The 14046-nt window shown below is 46.6% G+C and carries 21 protein-coding genes and 1 pseudogene; 3 read left to right on the plus strand and 19 right to left on the minus strand.

Annotated elements, in window-relative coordinates; translation table 11 throughout:
* Positions 1-8: 8 nt before the first annotated feature.
* The 19 genes from LC508_RS17575 to LC508_RS17665 all read right to left on the minus strand — a co-directional run bounded on the left by LC508_RS17575 (position 9) and on the right by LC508_RS17665 (position 11339).
* On the minus strand, positions 9-758 hold the full coding sequence (locus tag LC508_RS17575; protein WP_054351732.1) for a MerR family transcriptional regulator: 750 nt from the start codon (positions 756-758) through the stop codon (positions 9-11).
* Positions 759-1000: 242 nt separating this feature from the next.
* The gene (locus LC508_RS17580) at positions 1001-1666 is read right to left on the minus strand and encodes a hypothetical protein (RefSeq protein ID WP_054351731.1); all 666 of its coding nucleotides are present in this window, start codon (positions 1664-1666) and stop codon (positions 1001-1003) included.
* Positions 1659-2390 (minus strand): YkgJ family cysteine cluster protein, encoded by a 732-nt coding sequence (locus LC508_RS17585; RefSeq protein WP_016295799.1) that lies wholly within the window; start codon positions 2388-2390, stop codon positions 1659-1661. Before LC508_RS17585 ends, LC508_RS17580 begins: the two co-directional genes overlap by 8 nt.
* Positions 2391-2463: 73 nt before the next feature.
* Complete coding sequence (locus LC508_RS17590) at positions 2464-3144, minus strand: YkgJ family cysteine cluster protein (RefSeq protein WP_158587320.1); 681 nt, start codon at positions 3142-3144, stop codon at positions 2464-2466.
* A gap of 13 nt (positions 3145-3157) precedes the next feature.
* On the minus strand, positions 3158-3370 hold the full coding sequence (locus LC508_RS17595; protein WP_016295797.1) for a hypothetical protein: 213 nt from the start codon (positions 3368-3370) through the stop codon (positions 3158-3160).
* 20 nt (positions 3371-3390) lie between these two features.
* Complete coding sequence (locus tag LC508_RS17600) at positions 3391-3768, minus strand: YodL domain-containing protein (RefSeq protein WP_103731523.1); 378 nt, start codon at positions 3766-3768, stop codon at positions 3391-3393.
* On the minus strand, positions 3765-4193 hold the full coding sequence (locus tag LC508_RS17605; protein ID WP_103731524.1) for a DUF4262 domain-containing protein: 429 nt from the start codon (positions 4191-4193) through the stop codon (positions 3765-3767). The genes LC508_RS17600 and LC508_RS17605 overlap by 4 nt, the downstream gene beginning before the upstream one ends.
* Positions 4177-4977, minus strand: coding sequence for a hypothetical protein (locus LC508_RS17610; RefSeq protein ID WP_103731525.1), 801 nt, complete (start codon positions 4975-4977; stop codon positions 4177-4179). The genes LC508_RS17605 and LC508_RS17610 overlap by 17 nt, the downstream gene beginning before the upstream one ends.
* Positions 4970-5464, minus strand: a complete 495-nt coding sequence (locus LC508_RS17615) for a hypothetical protein (protein WP_023042578.1) — start codon at positions 5462-5464, stop codon at positions 4970-4972. The genes LC508_RS17610 and LC508_RS17615 overlap by 8 nt, the downstream gene beginning before the upstream one ends.
* Positions 5461-6207 carry a hypothetical protein gene (locus LC508_RS17620; protein WP_054351726.1) on the minus strand — a complete coding sequence of 249 codons (747 nt, stop codon included), beginning with the start codon at positions 6205-6207 and terminating at the stop codon, positions 5461-5463. The genes LC508_RS17615 and LC508_RS17620 overlap by 4 nt, the downstream gene beginning before the upstream one ends.
* Positions 6204-6413 (minus strand): hypothetical protein, encoded by a 210-nt coding sequence (locus tag LC508_RS17625; protein ID WP_054351725.1) that lies wholly within the window; start codon positions 6411-6413, stop codon positions 6204-6206. Before LC508_RS17625 ends, LC508_RS17620 begins: the two co-directional genes overlap by 4 nt.
* Positions 6414-6427: 14 nt before the next feature.
* Positions 6428-6898 (minus strand): hypothetical protein, encoded by a 471-nt coding sequence (locus tag LC508_RS17630; RefSeq protein WP_103731526.1) that lies wholly within the window; start codon positions 6896-6898, stop codon positions 6428-6430.
* Positions 6895-7134 carry a DUF2225 domain-containing protein gene (locus LC508_RS17635; RefSeq protein WP_054351723.1) on the minus strand — a complete coding sequence of 80 codons (240 nt, stop codon included), beginning with the start codon at positions 7132-7134 and terminating at the stop codon, positions 6895-6897. The genes LC508_RS17630 and LC508_RS17635 overlap by 4 nt, the downstream gene beginning before the upstream one ends.
* Before the next feature lie 71 nt (positions 7135-7205).
* Positions 7206-9176, minus strand: a complete 1971-nt coding sequence (ligA, locus tag LC508_RS17640) for an NAD-dependent DNA ligase LigA (RefSeq protein WP_225305204.1) — start codon at positions 9174-9176, stop codon at positions 7206-7208.
* Positions 9177-9189: 13 nt separating this feature from the next.
* Positions 9190-9372 carry a hypothetical protein gene (locus LC508_RS17645; protein ID WP_054351722.1) on the minus strand — a complete coding sequence of 61 codons (183 nt, stop codon included), beginning with the start codon at positions 9370-9372 and terminating at the stop codon, positions 9190-9192.
* Positions 9365-9913: a hypothetical protein gene (locus tag LC508_RS17650; RefSeq protein WP_103731528.1), complete on the minus strand. Its 549-nt coding sequence runs from the start codon at positions 9911-9913 to the stop codon at positions 9365-9367. The genes LC508_RS17645 and LC508_RS17650 overlap by 8 nt, the downstream gene beginning before the upstream one ends.
* Positions 9906-10616, minus strand: a complete 711-nt coding sequence (locus LC508_RS17655) for an N-6 DNA methylase (RefSeq protein ID WP_158587321.1) — start codon at positions 10614-10616, stop codon at positions 9906-9908. Before LC508_RS17655 ends, LC508_RS17650 begins: the two co-directional genes overlap by 8 nt.
* Complete coding sequence (locus LC508_RS17660) at positions 10609-10929, minus strand: hypothetical protein (protein WP_016295785.1); 321 nt, start codon at positions 10927-10929, stop codon at positions 10609-10611. Before LC508_RS17660 ends, LC508_RS17655 begins: the two co-directional genes overlap by 8 nt.
* The gene (locus tag LC508_RS17665; RefSeq protein ID WP_054351718.1) at positions 10923-11339 is read right to left on the minus strand and encodes a hypothetical protein; all 417 of its coding nucleotides are present in this window, start codon (positions 11337-11339) and stop codon (positions 10923-10925) included. Before LC508_RS17665 ends, LC508_RS17660 begins: the two co-directional genes overlap by 7 nt.
* 452 nt (positions 11340-11791) lie before the next feature.
* Between LC508_RS17665 and LC508_RS17670 the strand changes: the two are divergent.
* The 3 genes and pseudogenes from LC508_RS17670 to LC508_RS17680 form a co-directional block, all read left to right on the plus strand.
* A pseudogene (locus tag LC508_RS17670) lies at positions 11792-12196 on the plus strand (DUF4368 domain-containing protein); the annotation flags it as partial.
* A 114-nt stretch (positions 12197-12310) separates the two neighbouring features.
* On the plus strand, positions 12311-12649 hold the full coding sequence (locus tag LC508_RS17675) for a helix-turn-helix transcriptional regulator (protein WP_103731532.1): 339 nt from the start codon (positions 12311-12313) through the stop codon (positions 12647-12649).
* 511 nt (positions 12650-13160) lie between these two features.
* Complete coding sequence (locus tag LC508_RS17680) at positions 13161-13586, plus strand: RNA polymerase sigma factor (protein ID WP_103731533.1); 426 nt, start codon at positions 13161-13163, stop codon at positions 13584-13586.
* The last annotated feature ends 460 nt before the right edge of the window (positions 13587-14046 follow it).

Here is a 14046-nt window from a genome sequence, read left to right on the forward strand (position 1 = left end):
GTGGAGGGTTAGGAAAATATACTTTTCATATCATTAAGAATGCCTATCATTTTCTTGGCATTTTCCGCTGCCTTTTGCAATGAGATAATCAGTCTGTCGCATACGGATATAATATCCGTATCGTCTTTTGGAGTATTAAGTACCCGTTTTATATTGGTATGAGGGTCGTCTGAGAGCGCATGGAGCATACGCAGGATTGCTTCCAATGAATAATTGGCACACCGAAGTGATCTTATTATTTTTAATCGCTTTATGTCTTCGTCTGTGTAATAGCGATAGCCATTTTGTTTACGTTTTATTCGCATCAGCCCGTTTAGTTCCCAATTTCGGAGTGTATCCATGGAAATATTCAGATATTCCGAAACTTCTTTACGTTTCAAGCAAAGCGGCGGTGTTTCGGATATTGCTCTTCCCTCTAAAATCTGCCGTGTTATAGCAATGGCTTCTTCCGCATTTCTTACTTCCTTTTGTATCTGACTCAGATATTCATTTGCCAAAACAAGTGCTTGATCAAAGTCTTTCTTTGCTGAAACCTTAACCGTTTCCACAATCTTTTTTCTCAGTCCGTTCTGAAGGACCTCTATTTGAAATGCGGTACGGGCAAGCCGAAACTGTTCGATATGAAAATCGGTAAATACACGATAACCGTTTGCTTTACGTTCTGCCTTTGGTATCAATTCCCATTCTTCATAAAGCCGTACAGTATTCGGATGTATGCCTATAATCTTTGCTACTTCCGAAGTAGTATATGTATTCATTTGTAACCACCTCCGTTCTGTTAAGCATACCATATATAAAAAGTATGGTGTTAAAGTGGAGGGTTTATTATAGCAAAATTTCTTTGTATTCGCAAATATGCCAACGCCGACAAATGGTTCAACTCACAAGTCCACTGATTCTGTATCTTTGCATCTGGCTCGGATTCAGCCCATGGAAACAGGCCCCTCAAGGCGCAAAAAAACGGTGCAATCATCAGACTGCACCGCTTTTTCATTCTACTTTAGAACATTGGATCAGAAGCGTATTCTGCTTCTCCCTGATTCTCCTGATACTGCGGGTTTTCCTGTGCCTGTGCTGTTCGCTGGCTGCCCGGATGATATTGGTTTGCATACCATGCACCCAGCCATGCTGAATAGTGCAGTCTTGTCGTAAGCAGCAGTTCACTGAATGTTTCAAATGTCATACTGACTGCCACATGATTTTCCGGCTTGCTTCCGAACTTGGGAACGATTAAACCTTTCTGATCTGTTTCACCAGGCCCGCTGTCCGCTACAAACAAGAAATCCGATTTGCTTCCTGCCAATAGCTGTGCTGTTCTGGACAGGCTTTTTCCATCTGCCCGAGAACGCCCGTATTTTGCAAGCTTTTCGGCAGAAGTGCCACCTAGGCACTGATAAAGCGGTGTTTTTTCCCCACTTGTCTTCTTATTCTTCAGCAGATAACGAAGTTCCCCGCCTTCCAGCTTGCGGCATAATTCCAGAAACTCGTCCACCGCAATGTAAATATGGATGTTGTTTGTCTGCCGTTGTCCAATCGGACGGCTCAGATCGTAGGTCGCAAAAGCAAGATGGATTCTCCCAATCTCAAAAGCGTCATTCAGGCTCTCCACAAAGCAGTTGCGAGCATCCTTTCGGATAATCTGATGCTGGTTACGATCCTCATTCATTTGCTCTACCGCCTTCCTTTATGGGCGCCATCTGCAGCAGTGCAGTGATTTCCCGGACATTCTTTTCAAACTGCGGCAGAAATTCCTGATCAGTTTCATAATGCAGATATAAGCCGACAAAAGCCGCTGTCCATGACAGCTCCATGATACGCCCACTGGCCGTCTTTTCCGCTTCACGGAAAAACTGCCCGAATTCCATGATTGCCTGCTGCCACTTGACAAAAAACTCATCCTCCAGTGACATTCCAAACTCTCCAAGCCATTCCCGCACCGTATGGGTTTCAGCATTATCACCGCACCCAGGATTGGTAAAAATATACTGTATCTGGCTTGCTGAAATTTTCTCTGAAGGATTTGAATCCTTTTCAAACATCAGGCATCTTCCTATCGGGAACAGAGCACATACCGCCGGTTTTGCCTTATGGACAGAGCATTTTCTGTCTTTCAGCAGCGGGCATCTTTTTATGGATCCACGGGGCTTCAATCTAACTATGGGCATACGGGAATCGCAGCCGACATAAGTTTCGCAGTAGGTTTTAAACAGTTTTGCGGTCGTTATCCCAAGCTCCTTTGCCATGTTATAGATATCTCGCGGCGTCAAAAGGATATCCTCCCGATTGATGCAGCATTTGCCGCACATGGTGCAATGAAACGGAAACGGCTCATCCACACCGATTTTCATTGCCTCAAAATTGTCTACGATATTTTTTAATCTTTCATCCATGGTATTTCCTCCTAAAAATAATTAAGGCGCCGGATTCCGACGCCTTGTTGTTGTGTCATACTGACTTGAAAATTTAGTTGTCTTTGTCATCCGCCATTTTGCGCAGAACCTCCAGCAGCTTATCGTTATTGTTTTTAAACTGTGGAAGGAAAGACTTATCCAGATCGTAATCCGAATACTTGTAGAAAAGGAACATCATCACGGCCCTTGTCCGGTTATGCTCAGGAATCTTCTTCAGTAATTTTTCTATCTCCTGTGCTGAACCGATATCCGTGTTCAAAAATTCAAAATCCTGTTTACTACAGCGCTTTTGAATCCATTTTTTCACGGACATCTGCGGACCCGAATAGTGATGTGGCTGCTCCATACTGAGATACTGTTCATACCCGCCAAGTTCATATGGTCCGACAGCAATGGGATATGTACGGCACGCCCGCGGATGAACAGAATGAATCGTACACCGATTATCCTTCAGAAAAATGCACGCATCATCCGCTCCAACCGTTTTCAGCATAAATACCGTATATCCGTTTTCACTAAGTAAGACAGGCTCTGCGTAGGCAGCAAGCACATCTTCCACACAGCTCACGTTTTCACCTTTGTCCCTCAGATGTTTGGCAAGCCGAAAAGCATCCAGACTCTCCAGCGGCACGCTTTCCCTGACATGCCGGCAGCAAGCGCCGCACATCCTGCACTTGAATGGAAATCGGTCTGACAGATTGACAGGAACCATTTTTGTCATGAATTCTTTCATACGTCCTCCTCGCTTACCAGATATCCCGGCACGGAACAAACTCCACAACGGTATCTTCGGCAATCGGCGTATCCGGCTCTCCATCAAACTCATTGTTGTATTTCGTACAAATATTCGGTTTCCAGCCTTTGCGTGGATCCACATCCACATACAGCCGGCCTTCCGATTCATAAACCGGTCTGTCCCAGCTGTCGCGCCCTTTATAGTTCAATATCAGTTTCTTCATGATTGTATCCTTTCTGCGCCCTACAGGCGCCCCAAATCAGCTTTTTCCTTTTCAAACGCAATCTCCTCAAACCCGAACCGGTCGCAGAAGTAAAACCTGCTTTCCTTTTCAGAACGGATGACCTCGACTACATCCGACATGGTCATAGACCGTCCACGGAAGCCTTCCGGATGCGATACGTTAAAACGTACATATACCGCTTCCAGTTCGGCAAGTTCTTGATCCATTTTGTTTTTGGCATTCCGAGACACAGCGATGTCCAGATCCCCGCTGAATACTGCTTCGTAAATCTCAGCCGGAACATGTCCGCCGCTTGCCGCCCGGATGCTTCTCAAATCGCTGAATATCAAGTATCTGTTTTCCGGTTCCGGGATGATTTGATACAACGTGATTTTCATGATGGTATCCCCCTTTCTACGCAGAGCTCATCTGTCTTCAAGAGCTGCAGACAGTATGGGAGTATACAATCTCCTTCCCCTGGGAAGATATTGTTCGCATCCGGTAAGATGACCCGCAAAACCTTGCGCCCGGTTTCCTCATACTCATCCAAGCGCACATCGCAGTCTTCATAAATTCCGGAAACCATATCTCCAGACTGGAAGCGTTCTCCAGACTGAACTCTTAGCCCCAAAGTATTGAGGATTCGTCCAATCTCTTCCGTCGGCAAAAAAAGTACCATTTGGAAATCCAAGTGCCCATAGCGTTCCAGCCCGTGGGTGTGGGCATTGCACATATAGGGCAAAAAGTCTGTTTCTACCTCACCACATTCATCACAGGCGCCATTGGCCACCAGATGGATGAGCCAGTCAATTTTCTGATCCATGATGCTCCTCCTCTCTGCGGTAAAATGCCATCATCCCCCGCATGGCGGAGCGTAAATCCTGGTCGAAGCTATCCCACTCCGTTATGAGATTCTCCATAGATTCTCTGTCACACATTTTGGCATCGTCCAGACAAAGCAGCTCATAGTCCACCTTATCTGCATCGTCATAAGGAAGAGCCAGAACGCCTTCCTTTACGAGAACGAAAAACGTGCCAAGATGCAGCCCATCAGAGATTGGATAGTTCCAGCAGAGTTCGTTGTGATACCGCTCCCTGTAATCCGCGCAGAAATCCATCAGCGTGGAATGCGTTGGACCGTTTTCGTGGAGATAAGCAATCAATTCACTTTTGCTCCTAAGATTATCCAAGCAAATATCATGCGGGCTGATCTCAACAATCCGTTTATAGACTGCCGGCCGTTTTTCCCGGACGTTGACCAGCCAAAGAGCCAATTCCGTGGTACTCTCATGGCACCATGACAGTCTTAAAGCTTTTTCCAACAGAGCACGGGACAAACGCTCTCCGATTGCGGCTGATTTGTCTGAATCCTGAGGAATTGCTTCTTGCTGCATCTCCTCATCCCCATTAACAAACCGGATAAGCTTGTCTATTTCGGCAATGGTAAAACGACCAGTGGTCGCCTGAAAGCCCCAGTAATGATCATCCTCATAACCCGCTGTGCCATGAATGGTTCTGTCTAAAATTTTGCCTGCACATTCTGCGATCAGTCTGGACACTTCTTTCCAGTCCAATTTGAGTGTGCGGCAGTATATGTAATTACTCATTTGATTCCCTTTCTGCCATATATGGCTTGTAATAAACTGTGTCTTCCTTGTCAGACTGGTAAGCTCCAATGCAGACCTCGTGGCAGGGGCCGCGCTCAGGGTTGTATTCTGCAAAACAGATTGGCCCATCAATCTCCGGCTTTTCTGTATCCCAGTAAACATTGATTGCAGGAAAATTCTCATCGTCGATTGCAACTGCCCTAAGACTGCTTCCATCCGGCAGAGGCAGTACGATGGTCGGATATTTCGGCAGGGAAGCATACTGTTCGTCCGACAGCGAAAACCTTTTCTTGTAAGACCGGGTATATCGCTTCTGTGCTCTGTCCAGTTCATCCCGCAATGTAGCAAAAATCTGCTGTACCTGCTCTTGCGTAAAAGCATATACGGCAGGATTGGAACAATTTCCAAGCAGTCTTACCATTTTGATAATCTTGTTGACCCGGGCTTCTGCCACACGGCGGAAGCGGTCTGGCCTTGACTCTCTCATGCTGTGACACCTCCGTTCTGTACGCATTCGATTTCAAATGCGTATCCTGAAAAGAAATTTTGATTGCTGTCCAAATAGTCCTGTGCCGCCTTTTCGGTCTTGAACTTCCGAATCATCTGTGATTTCGGCTTTTGAAACCTTGCAAACCAGATCTTTCGGCTGCTCCGCTTCACAAAATACCCCTGCGCTGCCCGCAGCACATAAAACTCCGGCAGTGTGCCGAAATCAAAGGGCGTTCCCTTGCGCCGCATGGGCGGGTGGGTAACATGGCGGTCGTCCCAGAAAGATACTGTAATGCTGTGGCCTGAAAGCTCCTTGATCTTATCCAGCAATTCCTCTGTCGTAGACACACAGTGCCTTTGCCAATAGTCACGCTCATAATCAACTACTGTCACGGTATTCCCGTGTTTTCTGTAGTCCTCCACGGTATGTGCCGATTTCATCCCTGCCAGGATCCAGCGCCCAAACTCGCCTTCTTCAAAAGACCGATTTCGGCTTTTGCGTGTCCCGCCCCGGTTATTCCTATTGGCTTCCTCATGGACGGCTGCTATCTCCTGCATTTCTTCTGCAGTAAACAGCATCCTCCCTGTATGAGGGTAGTTCAGAACCGACCAATGCTTTTCTGGGATCTCACGGCCCCGACTATCAAAGTCAAAGCAGTTTGACGAGCCATGATTTACAACGGGGATATATTTCTCCCCGACAAGGATGAATGCCTTGTCATAAAAAATTTCACTGCTCATGCCGTCACCTCCTGCCGGATAAGATGCAGGCGGTAGTTGGTATTACAGGTCTCAAAACGGATCTCATCAGGAGAAATCCTCACCATCCGAAGAACATTACTTGTCCTGCGTATCCCACCATTTTCTGCGATAAAAGCTGCAGTTCCAACAGACAGTGGACAGATAAGCCTGCCAGTGATTTCAAGATTCTTTTTTTGTGGGTTCATATCCATTGCCTCCTTTATATAAATCTAATTTCCAGTGCAGCGATTTCATCGTCCTGCTGATATGCGAACATCCCATAGCCGCCATCACCATACCCAGACGAGCTGTAAAAGCCATCTTCTGTAAGCCAGGCGTCTCCACGGGAGATTCTGTCGCAAAAAGCACTCCACTCTTCATCGCTGTAATCCGGTTTGTTATGGAAGAATCCGGCAAGTCCCGCGTCAACGCCAATACTGCCGATTTCCTTCATTGATTTTTGCGTAGGGATTACGCCGTTAAGATAGATACCGATGATTCCAACCAGTCTATATGAATATGGCTTTCCGTCACACTCACCTTTGTCAGCTTGATACCAGACCATGCAGGTATACTGCCCCTCTTTGATCTTCACATCGTTCATCCGGCACCAGGTATCCCTGTCGTAACAAGAATCCGTGATATCCACGCTGCCATGAAAATCCATAATGCCAATTTTCTTGCGTCTCATGTTGTCGCCCCTTTCTGTCCCTCAGGCTGATTTCTAAACTCACGTCCCACTGCGCTGAAACCACAATCGGCACAATCCCAGATGTCATTCTCATCAGGATAATGCGTAACCTCCACGCACTCATTTAGAGATTCCAGAAAGGTTCCGTTACAGTCAATCTTCCAGTCCTGCGTGACATGAGCTGTCACCTCAAAGCTTTCTGCTCCGCAAGCAGGACAGCGATATTTTGAATTCATCTTCTTTTCCTTTCTATAAAAAGCGAAAAGCGGAGCAGAAAATCTGCCCCGCCACTGTTATTCCGGCGAATTTACGCCAGCATTGCTTCAAATTCTTCCTCCGTCAGTGTTCTGATACCGAGCTGCTGCGCTTTCGCAAGCTTACTGCCGGCCTTTTCACCAACAATCAGATAATCGGTCTTTTTCGTTACCGAACTTGCCGGTTTTGCCCCCAGCTGTATCAGCTTCATCTGGATGCCGTCACGGGTGTAATTCTCCAGTTTGCCGGTTGCCACTACGGTCTTGCCATAGAAGAGATTTGCTGTATTTGTATTCATATCAAAATTCTCCTTTTCAAATTCAATTTTTTCAAGCAGCGGGCGCCAGAGTTTTTCTTCCTCTGTATCCGCATACCATGTATAAATGTTGTTGTGCATCGTCTCGCCGAAATCAGGAAGCTGTGTGAAGTCGAAGCCATCCTGAATCGCCTGTTCAAACGCTTCCCACGATCCATAGAAATAACTGTCCAAATCACGCCCGGCATGTCTGCCGACCATGGGGATCCCCAGACCGGCAATGAACTTCGCCAGCGTGCAGTGGCGGCTTTTCTCAATGGATGCCTGTAGACGTTCAAAGGATTTCTCCCCAAAGCCTTCCGTCTGGATAATCTCATCACGGTGTTGATCCAGCGCATAAAGATCTGCAAACGTCCGAATCCAGCCATGACTTACAAACTGCTCCAGAGTTTTTTCCGACAGGCCCTCGATATTCATCCTCGTTTTCTCACAAAAGTGGACAAATTTTCGCACCAGTTTGGCAGAACAATGCGGATTTTCACAGAACAGCTGGCGAATACCGCCGCTGCTTTTCCGGAAATTCAGCATCTTGCCACAGCAGGGACAATTGAGCGGAACACAGCAGGTTCCGGTCTTATTGAGGTTCTCTGCAATCTGCGGAATGATCATGTTCGCCTTATACACGCGGATTTTATCACCACGCCCTAAGGCAAGGTCCAAATAATTCTCGTAGTTATGCAGATACGCCCGGCTGACTTGAGTACCGTCAATAGACACCGGCTCAAAGATGCCTGTCAGACTGACCATCCCAGTGCGAGTGACTGCCACATCCAGACCAATGAATGTGGTTTCATACAGTTCATCTTCCCACTTCAATGCAATCAAACGGTTTTCATGATGCCCTGTGGCTCCCAGACCTTTTCCATAGACAACATCATCATATTCCATGATAATTCCGTCTACCGGGTAAGGGAACTTCTTCGGATCCATAGCAGAAATTGCATCACGCACCATTGTTTCATCGTGAACCGCATCCAGATAGATGTAGGGCACAACAGAAAAACCGTTATGTACCAAAAACTGCTGCTGAGCAAGCTTACTCTCCGGCTCCAGATAATCGCTCACAAGCTCAAATGCCCAAAACTCAAGCAATCGCTTTTTAGCTTCGCCGGCGTCAAGCTTACGCGTGCTGCCGGATGCGAGATTTCTCGGGTGAGTATAGGGCTCCTCCAGACCGGAATTGATTTTCTCAAAGTTTGCCCATGAGATGACACCTTCGCCACGAACTTCAAACGAATCCTTAGTGGGTATGGCAAGAGGCACATTAAGAAAATTACGCACGGTATGCGTTACATCCTCTCCAATGATTCCTTCACGCCCACGGGTGATAGCCTGAACCAGTTCTCCGTGCTCATAACGAAGTACCAGTGTCAGACCGTCCATTTTCCAGCTTATCAGCACCGGCTGCTTGGCAGCAAACTTCACCAGATCCTCAACAGATTTTGTTTTATCCGCTGAAAGCATAGGTTTACTGTGGCGTACCTCGGCCAGGCTTTCCAATATTTCTCCAGACACCTTTTGGGTCGGGGAACCGGAAAGAACCAACCCGGTTCGACTCTCAATATCTTTCAATTCGTCCATCAGGATATCGTAATCCCGGTCTGTCATAATGGGATTATCATCCCGATAATAGGCAATATCTGCCTTTGTGAGCTGCTCGATCAGCTCAAGCATACGCTCATGGTTTGTTTTATATTTCGCACTCATGTGCATTCTCCTTTCAGTCAATTCTGTACATCAATTCCCGAATCGCCTCATACCGAAACTGAAGATCTTTTTCCATCTCTTCCGTCCGTTCCTTTGAGTCAAAATCAAGAATTTCCGCATACAACTCAGTTTCTGTTTTTGTGCTGTAGATTTCTTCTACCCTGCCTCCCTTTACAATGATAAACAGCTTATCCATTTCCGCTCACCTCCTTGGGCGTGCAGACCTGAAACTGGGAACACCGGCCGCATATCGGGCATGTAATCCCTAAAGCATTTCCGGCAGACTGTTCCAGCTGCTCCTGTGTAATTTGCCCGGGTATCCCACAGCATTCTGTTTGAACCCATACCAGTCTGGCAGATTCCAGAACCTCCGGCCGATACTTCCGGTTGAACGGGATATAGGCCACCCAGAGCGGATCATCAAAAATTCTGGCCATATGAAGTTCCAGTGCAGTCATCTCCATCTCTTTTGGGGAACTCTTGCAATAATTATGCTCCTGCTCCCACTCCAGCAGATTTTTCTGCAGCTGCTGCTCTCCGCTTTTCAGAATCAGACCCGTGGCCAGCTGTATCCAATCTTTTTCCTCTAGGTCTCCCAGATCTGTCTTAACGCCTTTTCGGTAGCCGTAAACATTCCTTCTATACTCCTGTCTGATCAGGAAAGCACGTCCGGTTCCGTAATGGACTCGCAGATCAGCAAAGGTCAAATGGTCCAAGGATTTTTTTGTACTATCCACTTGTCGCCGCCCCTTTCTCTGTGCTATTGACAGCGCATTCCCTTTTTATGAAAGGAACAGACGCCAACGGAGTGTACCATCGGGACCATTCTTTCATTGCTAAGGTGTCGCCATGAATGACCACCGCAGGAATTCCATACAGACTGAGCTGGATATATGCCATCCACACACAGCGGATGTCAATATCCTGGGCAACAAAAAAACTCTTGTGCCGAAAATCGAAATCTTTCTGCTTCATGGCCCATACTGCACCAATCACCATCGTACCCGAACCGCAAGTAGGCTCGTTGATCATGATGGGATCTTCCGCTTCAGGACGCTCATCCACTGGGTTTACAAGCTGCGCCATCATCCGGCAAACATTATCGGGAGTGAAATACTGTCCGTTCCACTCGTTATTTAAGCGAAGCTCATGATAGATACTGCCAAGAATATCGCAGGGATCCTCCTCATGCTCATGAATAGCAAGAGCCAGCAGAGCGAGCATATGTGCATAGCAGTTGAGGGTTTTAGGATCCATAGCAGATGTCATTTCCTCATACCGCTTCTCGCGTTCTTCTGCGTTTGACGGATCTATCTCTGCAGAGATACAGGTTGCTGAAATCTCCAAAAAAGTAGTGAAGACATGATTCAGCCCTTGTGACTGCCCCAGACCCCTGATTTCATCAACCAGCTCGCCTCTGTACGTTTTTTTCTTACCCATAGACGCCACTTCCTTCCGCACTGCCGCCTTCACTGACCCGTTCAAAATGAAACGGAATCCCGGCTTGATATGGATAAAGTGTAAAGTCATGGTCACTCCATATACGCATTGCATGGCCGCCCTTGAATTTTGAAATCAGGACCCGCTTACTCTTGTCGAACAGCATGTCCATCTGTGCCGGACTATACCGGCTTACATACTCAAGCAATTCAAAAATATATGACTTCTCCGTTTCCTTTACTGACATAACAATCCGGTATCGGTCAAATATTCCGTTATCGTGTTCGGCGATATATTTTCCGCTTTTCAACATGCGATCACCTCACCACTTTCGTTCTGACAAACAATGTTTCCATGTAAAATCGGAGCTTCAAACGCCAATCGTCTGCCATCGTCTTCAAATTCCATCGAAGTGATACAGATATTGGGAGGAGTATCGCTTTCAGAATACAAACCGATATCGGTTATTTTCATATCCTGCAGCTGCTCCAGTCTGCCATTGGCATAGACCTCTCCAAAATACACCCCTTTGTATCGGGCACTGAAACCGTCGTCAGCCCGCCCAATATCACTTTCATCCCAATTAAGGGATGCGGTTTCTCTGTTTGCCAATTCCACCTCAATATAGTCAATCATCAGATCCTTGACGGTAGTTCTGGCATCCAAATAAAGAATCATAGGCATTTCCTTTCTGCATTCCTGCGTGGTTTTATCTATATACACGGGTATGCCGAAAGGCTCCCCGGAACAAAGATTAGGGGAGCCGTAAAAGCTCCGATCTATATAAAAAAAGCACCCAAAGAACTGAAATTCTCTGAGTGCCTTTATTGCCCGAGGGCCTGATATGAAATTGTAGCAGATGGGCGGAGGGCTTGTGCCTCCGGACTCCCCATTCTGTGCTTCTTGGAAAAGAAGCAGAAGAAACAAAAAAAGTGCCTGAAAGTATATACTCTCAGACACTGTGCAACCGGAAAAACTCTAATCGCTCGAAAGCAATTACTGATACTGATGTAGATAGTATAACATATCTATTTCAGATTTTCAAGTGGTGATATATGCTCTAAGTGACTTCTTAATCATGGTTTTTCTCATGGTTACTGAAAACACTTAGAGCATTTTTCATGCAAGGATGACGCGAATATGAGAAACGAGAAAATCACCCCATTGTACGAGCGATTAAGCCATTAAACGAGTTTGTCGAGAAAATCCTTGTGCATGAACGCGCCCGCAAGGGCAGCATTGAAACCACGCAGGAGGTTGAAATCTATTTTAACTTTGTGGGCCGATATGTGCCTCCCCACTTCGGAGAAGTAAACCTCACCCTGGAGGAACAGGAGGCCCTACGGAAGAAAGAGGAACGCAAGAACAGACTGCACCAGAACTATCTACGCCGCAAAGCTAATGGAAAACAACGCGAGTATGAGGACAGGATAAAGACCGAGAAGCGGCGGCAGATGGAGGCCAAGAAAGCAGCTTTACGAGCCGAGGACATGGCCAATGGTGTGTATGCCCTCACTAGCAGCCTACAGAGGAAAGAACCACAAAAAGGCATTCTATCAGCCCGAAGCGCTGTTATTTGAGTAAAAATGTGCCGCAACACGAATGCAACCTATAATTGCGTAATAGTTGGTAGCTGCAACACGACAATTTTGATAAAATAAAGCCATAACAAAGAAGAAAGGAGGCGTACCCATATGAAATCTTCTATAACGTCTATTTTGGTTGGTGTAATCTTTATCGGCGTGTTTGTTACTTTGTTTGTTCTCATTGTTCGTGCTTTCCTGAAATATCTGAAATCGAGTAATGTTCGTAAAGAGAAAGCTGCCGTGAGTCAATCTCTCGGAGAAACATTAAAAGCGCACCGAACCCGTTGTCAAATGACACAAGAGTTTGTGGCAGAAACAATAGGGGTCAGCAGACAAGCAGTATCAAAATGGGAAAATGGAACATCCGACCCAAGTACTTCAAACTTGTTTGCATTAGCAAAGCTATATGGTATATCGGTAGAAGAATTAATAAAAGATGTAAAATAACTTCAATAGTTGCCGCACGACGGCAAAGAAAAAAAGCCGTCGTGTAGCAACTATATTTCCACGCACCTTATTAGTTTCGGCGGCTTTGAAATAATCAAGGCCTCTTTTTTATGCGGCCAGTGGAGGGCCGCAATGAGCAAATATCCCTTTTGACGCGCCTTTTACATGGGCGACAAGCCACAATAAAATAGCGAAAACGTCCACCACGGCGCAAGTGAAAAGCCAATCACTTGCGCCCTTTTTTTATGCGACAATACATGAGCTATTCCGTTGCGGTTCGTCTGCGATTGCAGACGAGTGCCGGGGATATTTGCAGAAATTCAGAGCCTTTGTTTTTACCGGGCCTCCAGTTTACAAGAAAATAAAAAAATTCGGCGCAGGAGGGCCGGAAATCTCTCTTTTTCAGACGGTAAAATTCGGGTCAAGTTGGCCCGATGTTCGGCACTGTTGCCGCTCTCCGCTCCCCCCGTTTCGATTCGCACCAACCCCAATTGAAACGGAGGAAAGGCAGATGGAAGTCATCATCAAAATAAACGGACAAGCCCTGTCCGTGGAAGTCAGCGTCGAGGTCTATGAGTTCCTTGACCGGGCCGACCACAAGGAGGAAAACCTATCCCATGAGCAGCGGCGGCATTGGGACATAAGGGAGTTTGACGAGTACATAGTCGCCGCCGAGGGCCGCACCTACCAAGAAACGCCAGAGCAATACGTTTGCCGGAGGGAAACGCTGGACGAACTGCTTTCCATGTTGGAGAGCTGCACCGCCACACAGCGCCGCCGGTTCCTGCTCTACGCGCTGGACGGATTGAGCTATGAGCAGATCGCCCGGCTGGACGGCTGCTCCAAGTACACCGTGAGGGATTCCGTGGAGGCGGCCAGAAAAAAGTTTCAGGATTTTTTCAAAAACAGACCCCACGAAACGCGATTTTCAGGCTAACCAAGTGAGGGGAACAATCTCCATCACCGAGAGGGACAGGCAGTAGCAAGCTGCTTTTCCCTCTCGCCATTTTAGGAGGTCAGCCCATGACAGTAATCAATTTGAAACGCTACTACTATCCCCTTGTAAAAACGGACATGTTTGTGGTGGTGACAATTTGATGCTACTGGATATTTTTGCGCTTTTAAGCATTTTAGGTCAGCAGAGAGGCTTTGGAAATCGTTTTACCATCGTTCTTTTACAAGTCGTTGAGAATCATCTTTCCACCTGTAAGCCCATCGCTGCTAAAATTGCCGCAATTATTCAAATCCACTTCTATAAAAATCGTAAGGTTAGATCACTATGGAAATGAAACGTAATCTGCACTTGATATAGGAGCAGAGAGTTTTCATTACGAATTATCGGGGAAACGCACCTTTTTTCGTAATAGCATCCCCTCAATTCAATCCATTATTCTATT

Origin of the sequence: Blautia parvula (assembly GCF_020215665.1) — a bacterium.
Lineage (GTDB): Bacteria > Bacillota > Clostridia > Lachnospirales > Lachnospiraceae > Blautia > Blautia celeris.

Coding starts and splice junctions, on each gene's coding strand:
- LC508_RS17575 (WP_054351732.1), bottom strand. CDS start 758: ATGAATACATATACTACTTCGGAAGTAGCAAAGATTATAGGCATACAT.
- LC508_RS17580 (WP_054351731.1), bottom strand. CDS start 1,666: ATGAATGAGGATCGTAACCAGCATCAGATTATCCGAAAGGATGCTCGC.
- LC508_RS17585 (WP_016295799.1), bottom strand. CDS start 2,390: ATGGATGAAAGATTAAAAAATATCGTAGACAATTTTGAGGCAATGAAA.
- LC508_RS17590 (WP_158587320.1), bottom strand. CDS start 3,144: ATGAAAGAATTCATGACAAAAATGGTTCCTGTCAATCTGTCAGACCGA.
- LC508_RS17595 (WP_016295797.1), bottom strand. CDS start 3,370: ATGAAGAAACTGATATTGAACTATAAAGGGCGCGACAGCTGGGACAGA.
- LC508_RS17600 (WP_103731523.1), bottom strand. CDS start 3,768: ATGAAAATCACGTTGTATCAAATCATCCCGGAACCGGAAAACAGATAC.
- LC508_RS17605 (WP_103731524.1), bottom strand. CDS start 4,193: ATGGATCAGAAAATTGACTGGCTCATCCATCTGGTGGCCAATGGCGCC.
- LC508_RS17610 (WP_103731525.1), bottom strand. CDS start 4,977: ATGAGTAATTACATATACTGCCGCACACTCAAATTGGACTGGAAAGAA.
- LC508_RS17615 (WP_023042578.1), bottom strand. CDS start 5,464: ATGAGAGAGTCAAGGCCAGACCGCTTCCGCCGTGTGGCAGAAGCCCGG.
- LC508_RS17620 (WP_054351726.1), bottom strand. CDS start 6,207: ATGAGCAGTGAAATTTTTTATGACAAGGCATTCATCCTTGTCGGGGAG.
- LC508_RS17625 (WP_054351725.1), bottom strand. CDS start 6,413: ATGAACCCACAAAAAAAGAATCTTGAAATCACTGGCAGGCTTATCTGT.
- LC508_RS17630 (WP_103731526.1), bottom strand. CDS start 6,898: ATGAGACGCAAGAAAATTGGCATTATGGATTTTCATGGCAGCGTGGAT.
- LC508_RS17635 (WP_054351723.1), bottom strand. CDS start 7,134: ATGAATTCAAAATATCGCTGTCCTGCTTGCGGAGCAGAAAGCTTTGAG.
- ligA (WP_225305204.1), bottom strand. CDS start 9,176: ATGAGTGCGAAATATAAAACAAACCATGAGCGTATGCTTGAGCTGATC.
- LC508_RS17645 (WP_054351722.1), bottom strand. CDS start 9,372: ATGGATAAGCTGTTTATCATTGTAAAGGGAGGCAGGGTAGAAGAAATC.
- LC508_RS17655 (WP_158587321.1), bottom strand. CDS start 10,616: ATGGGTAAGAAAAAAACGTACAGAGGCGAGCTGGTTGATGAAATCAGG.
- LC508_RS17660 (WP_016295785.1), bottom strand. CDS start 10,929: ATGTTGAAAAGCGGAAAATATATCGCCGAACACGATAACGGAATATTT.
- LC508_RS17675 (WP_103731532.1), top strand. CDS start 12,311: ATGAAATCTTCTATAACGTCTATTTTGGTTGGTGTAATCTTTATCGGC.
- LC508_RS17680 (WP_103731533.1), top strand. CDS start 13,161: ATGGAAGTCATCATCAAAATAAACGGACAAGCCCTGTCCGTGGAAGTC.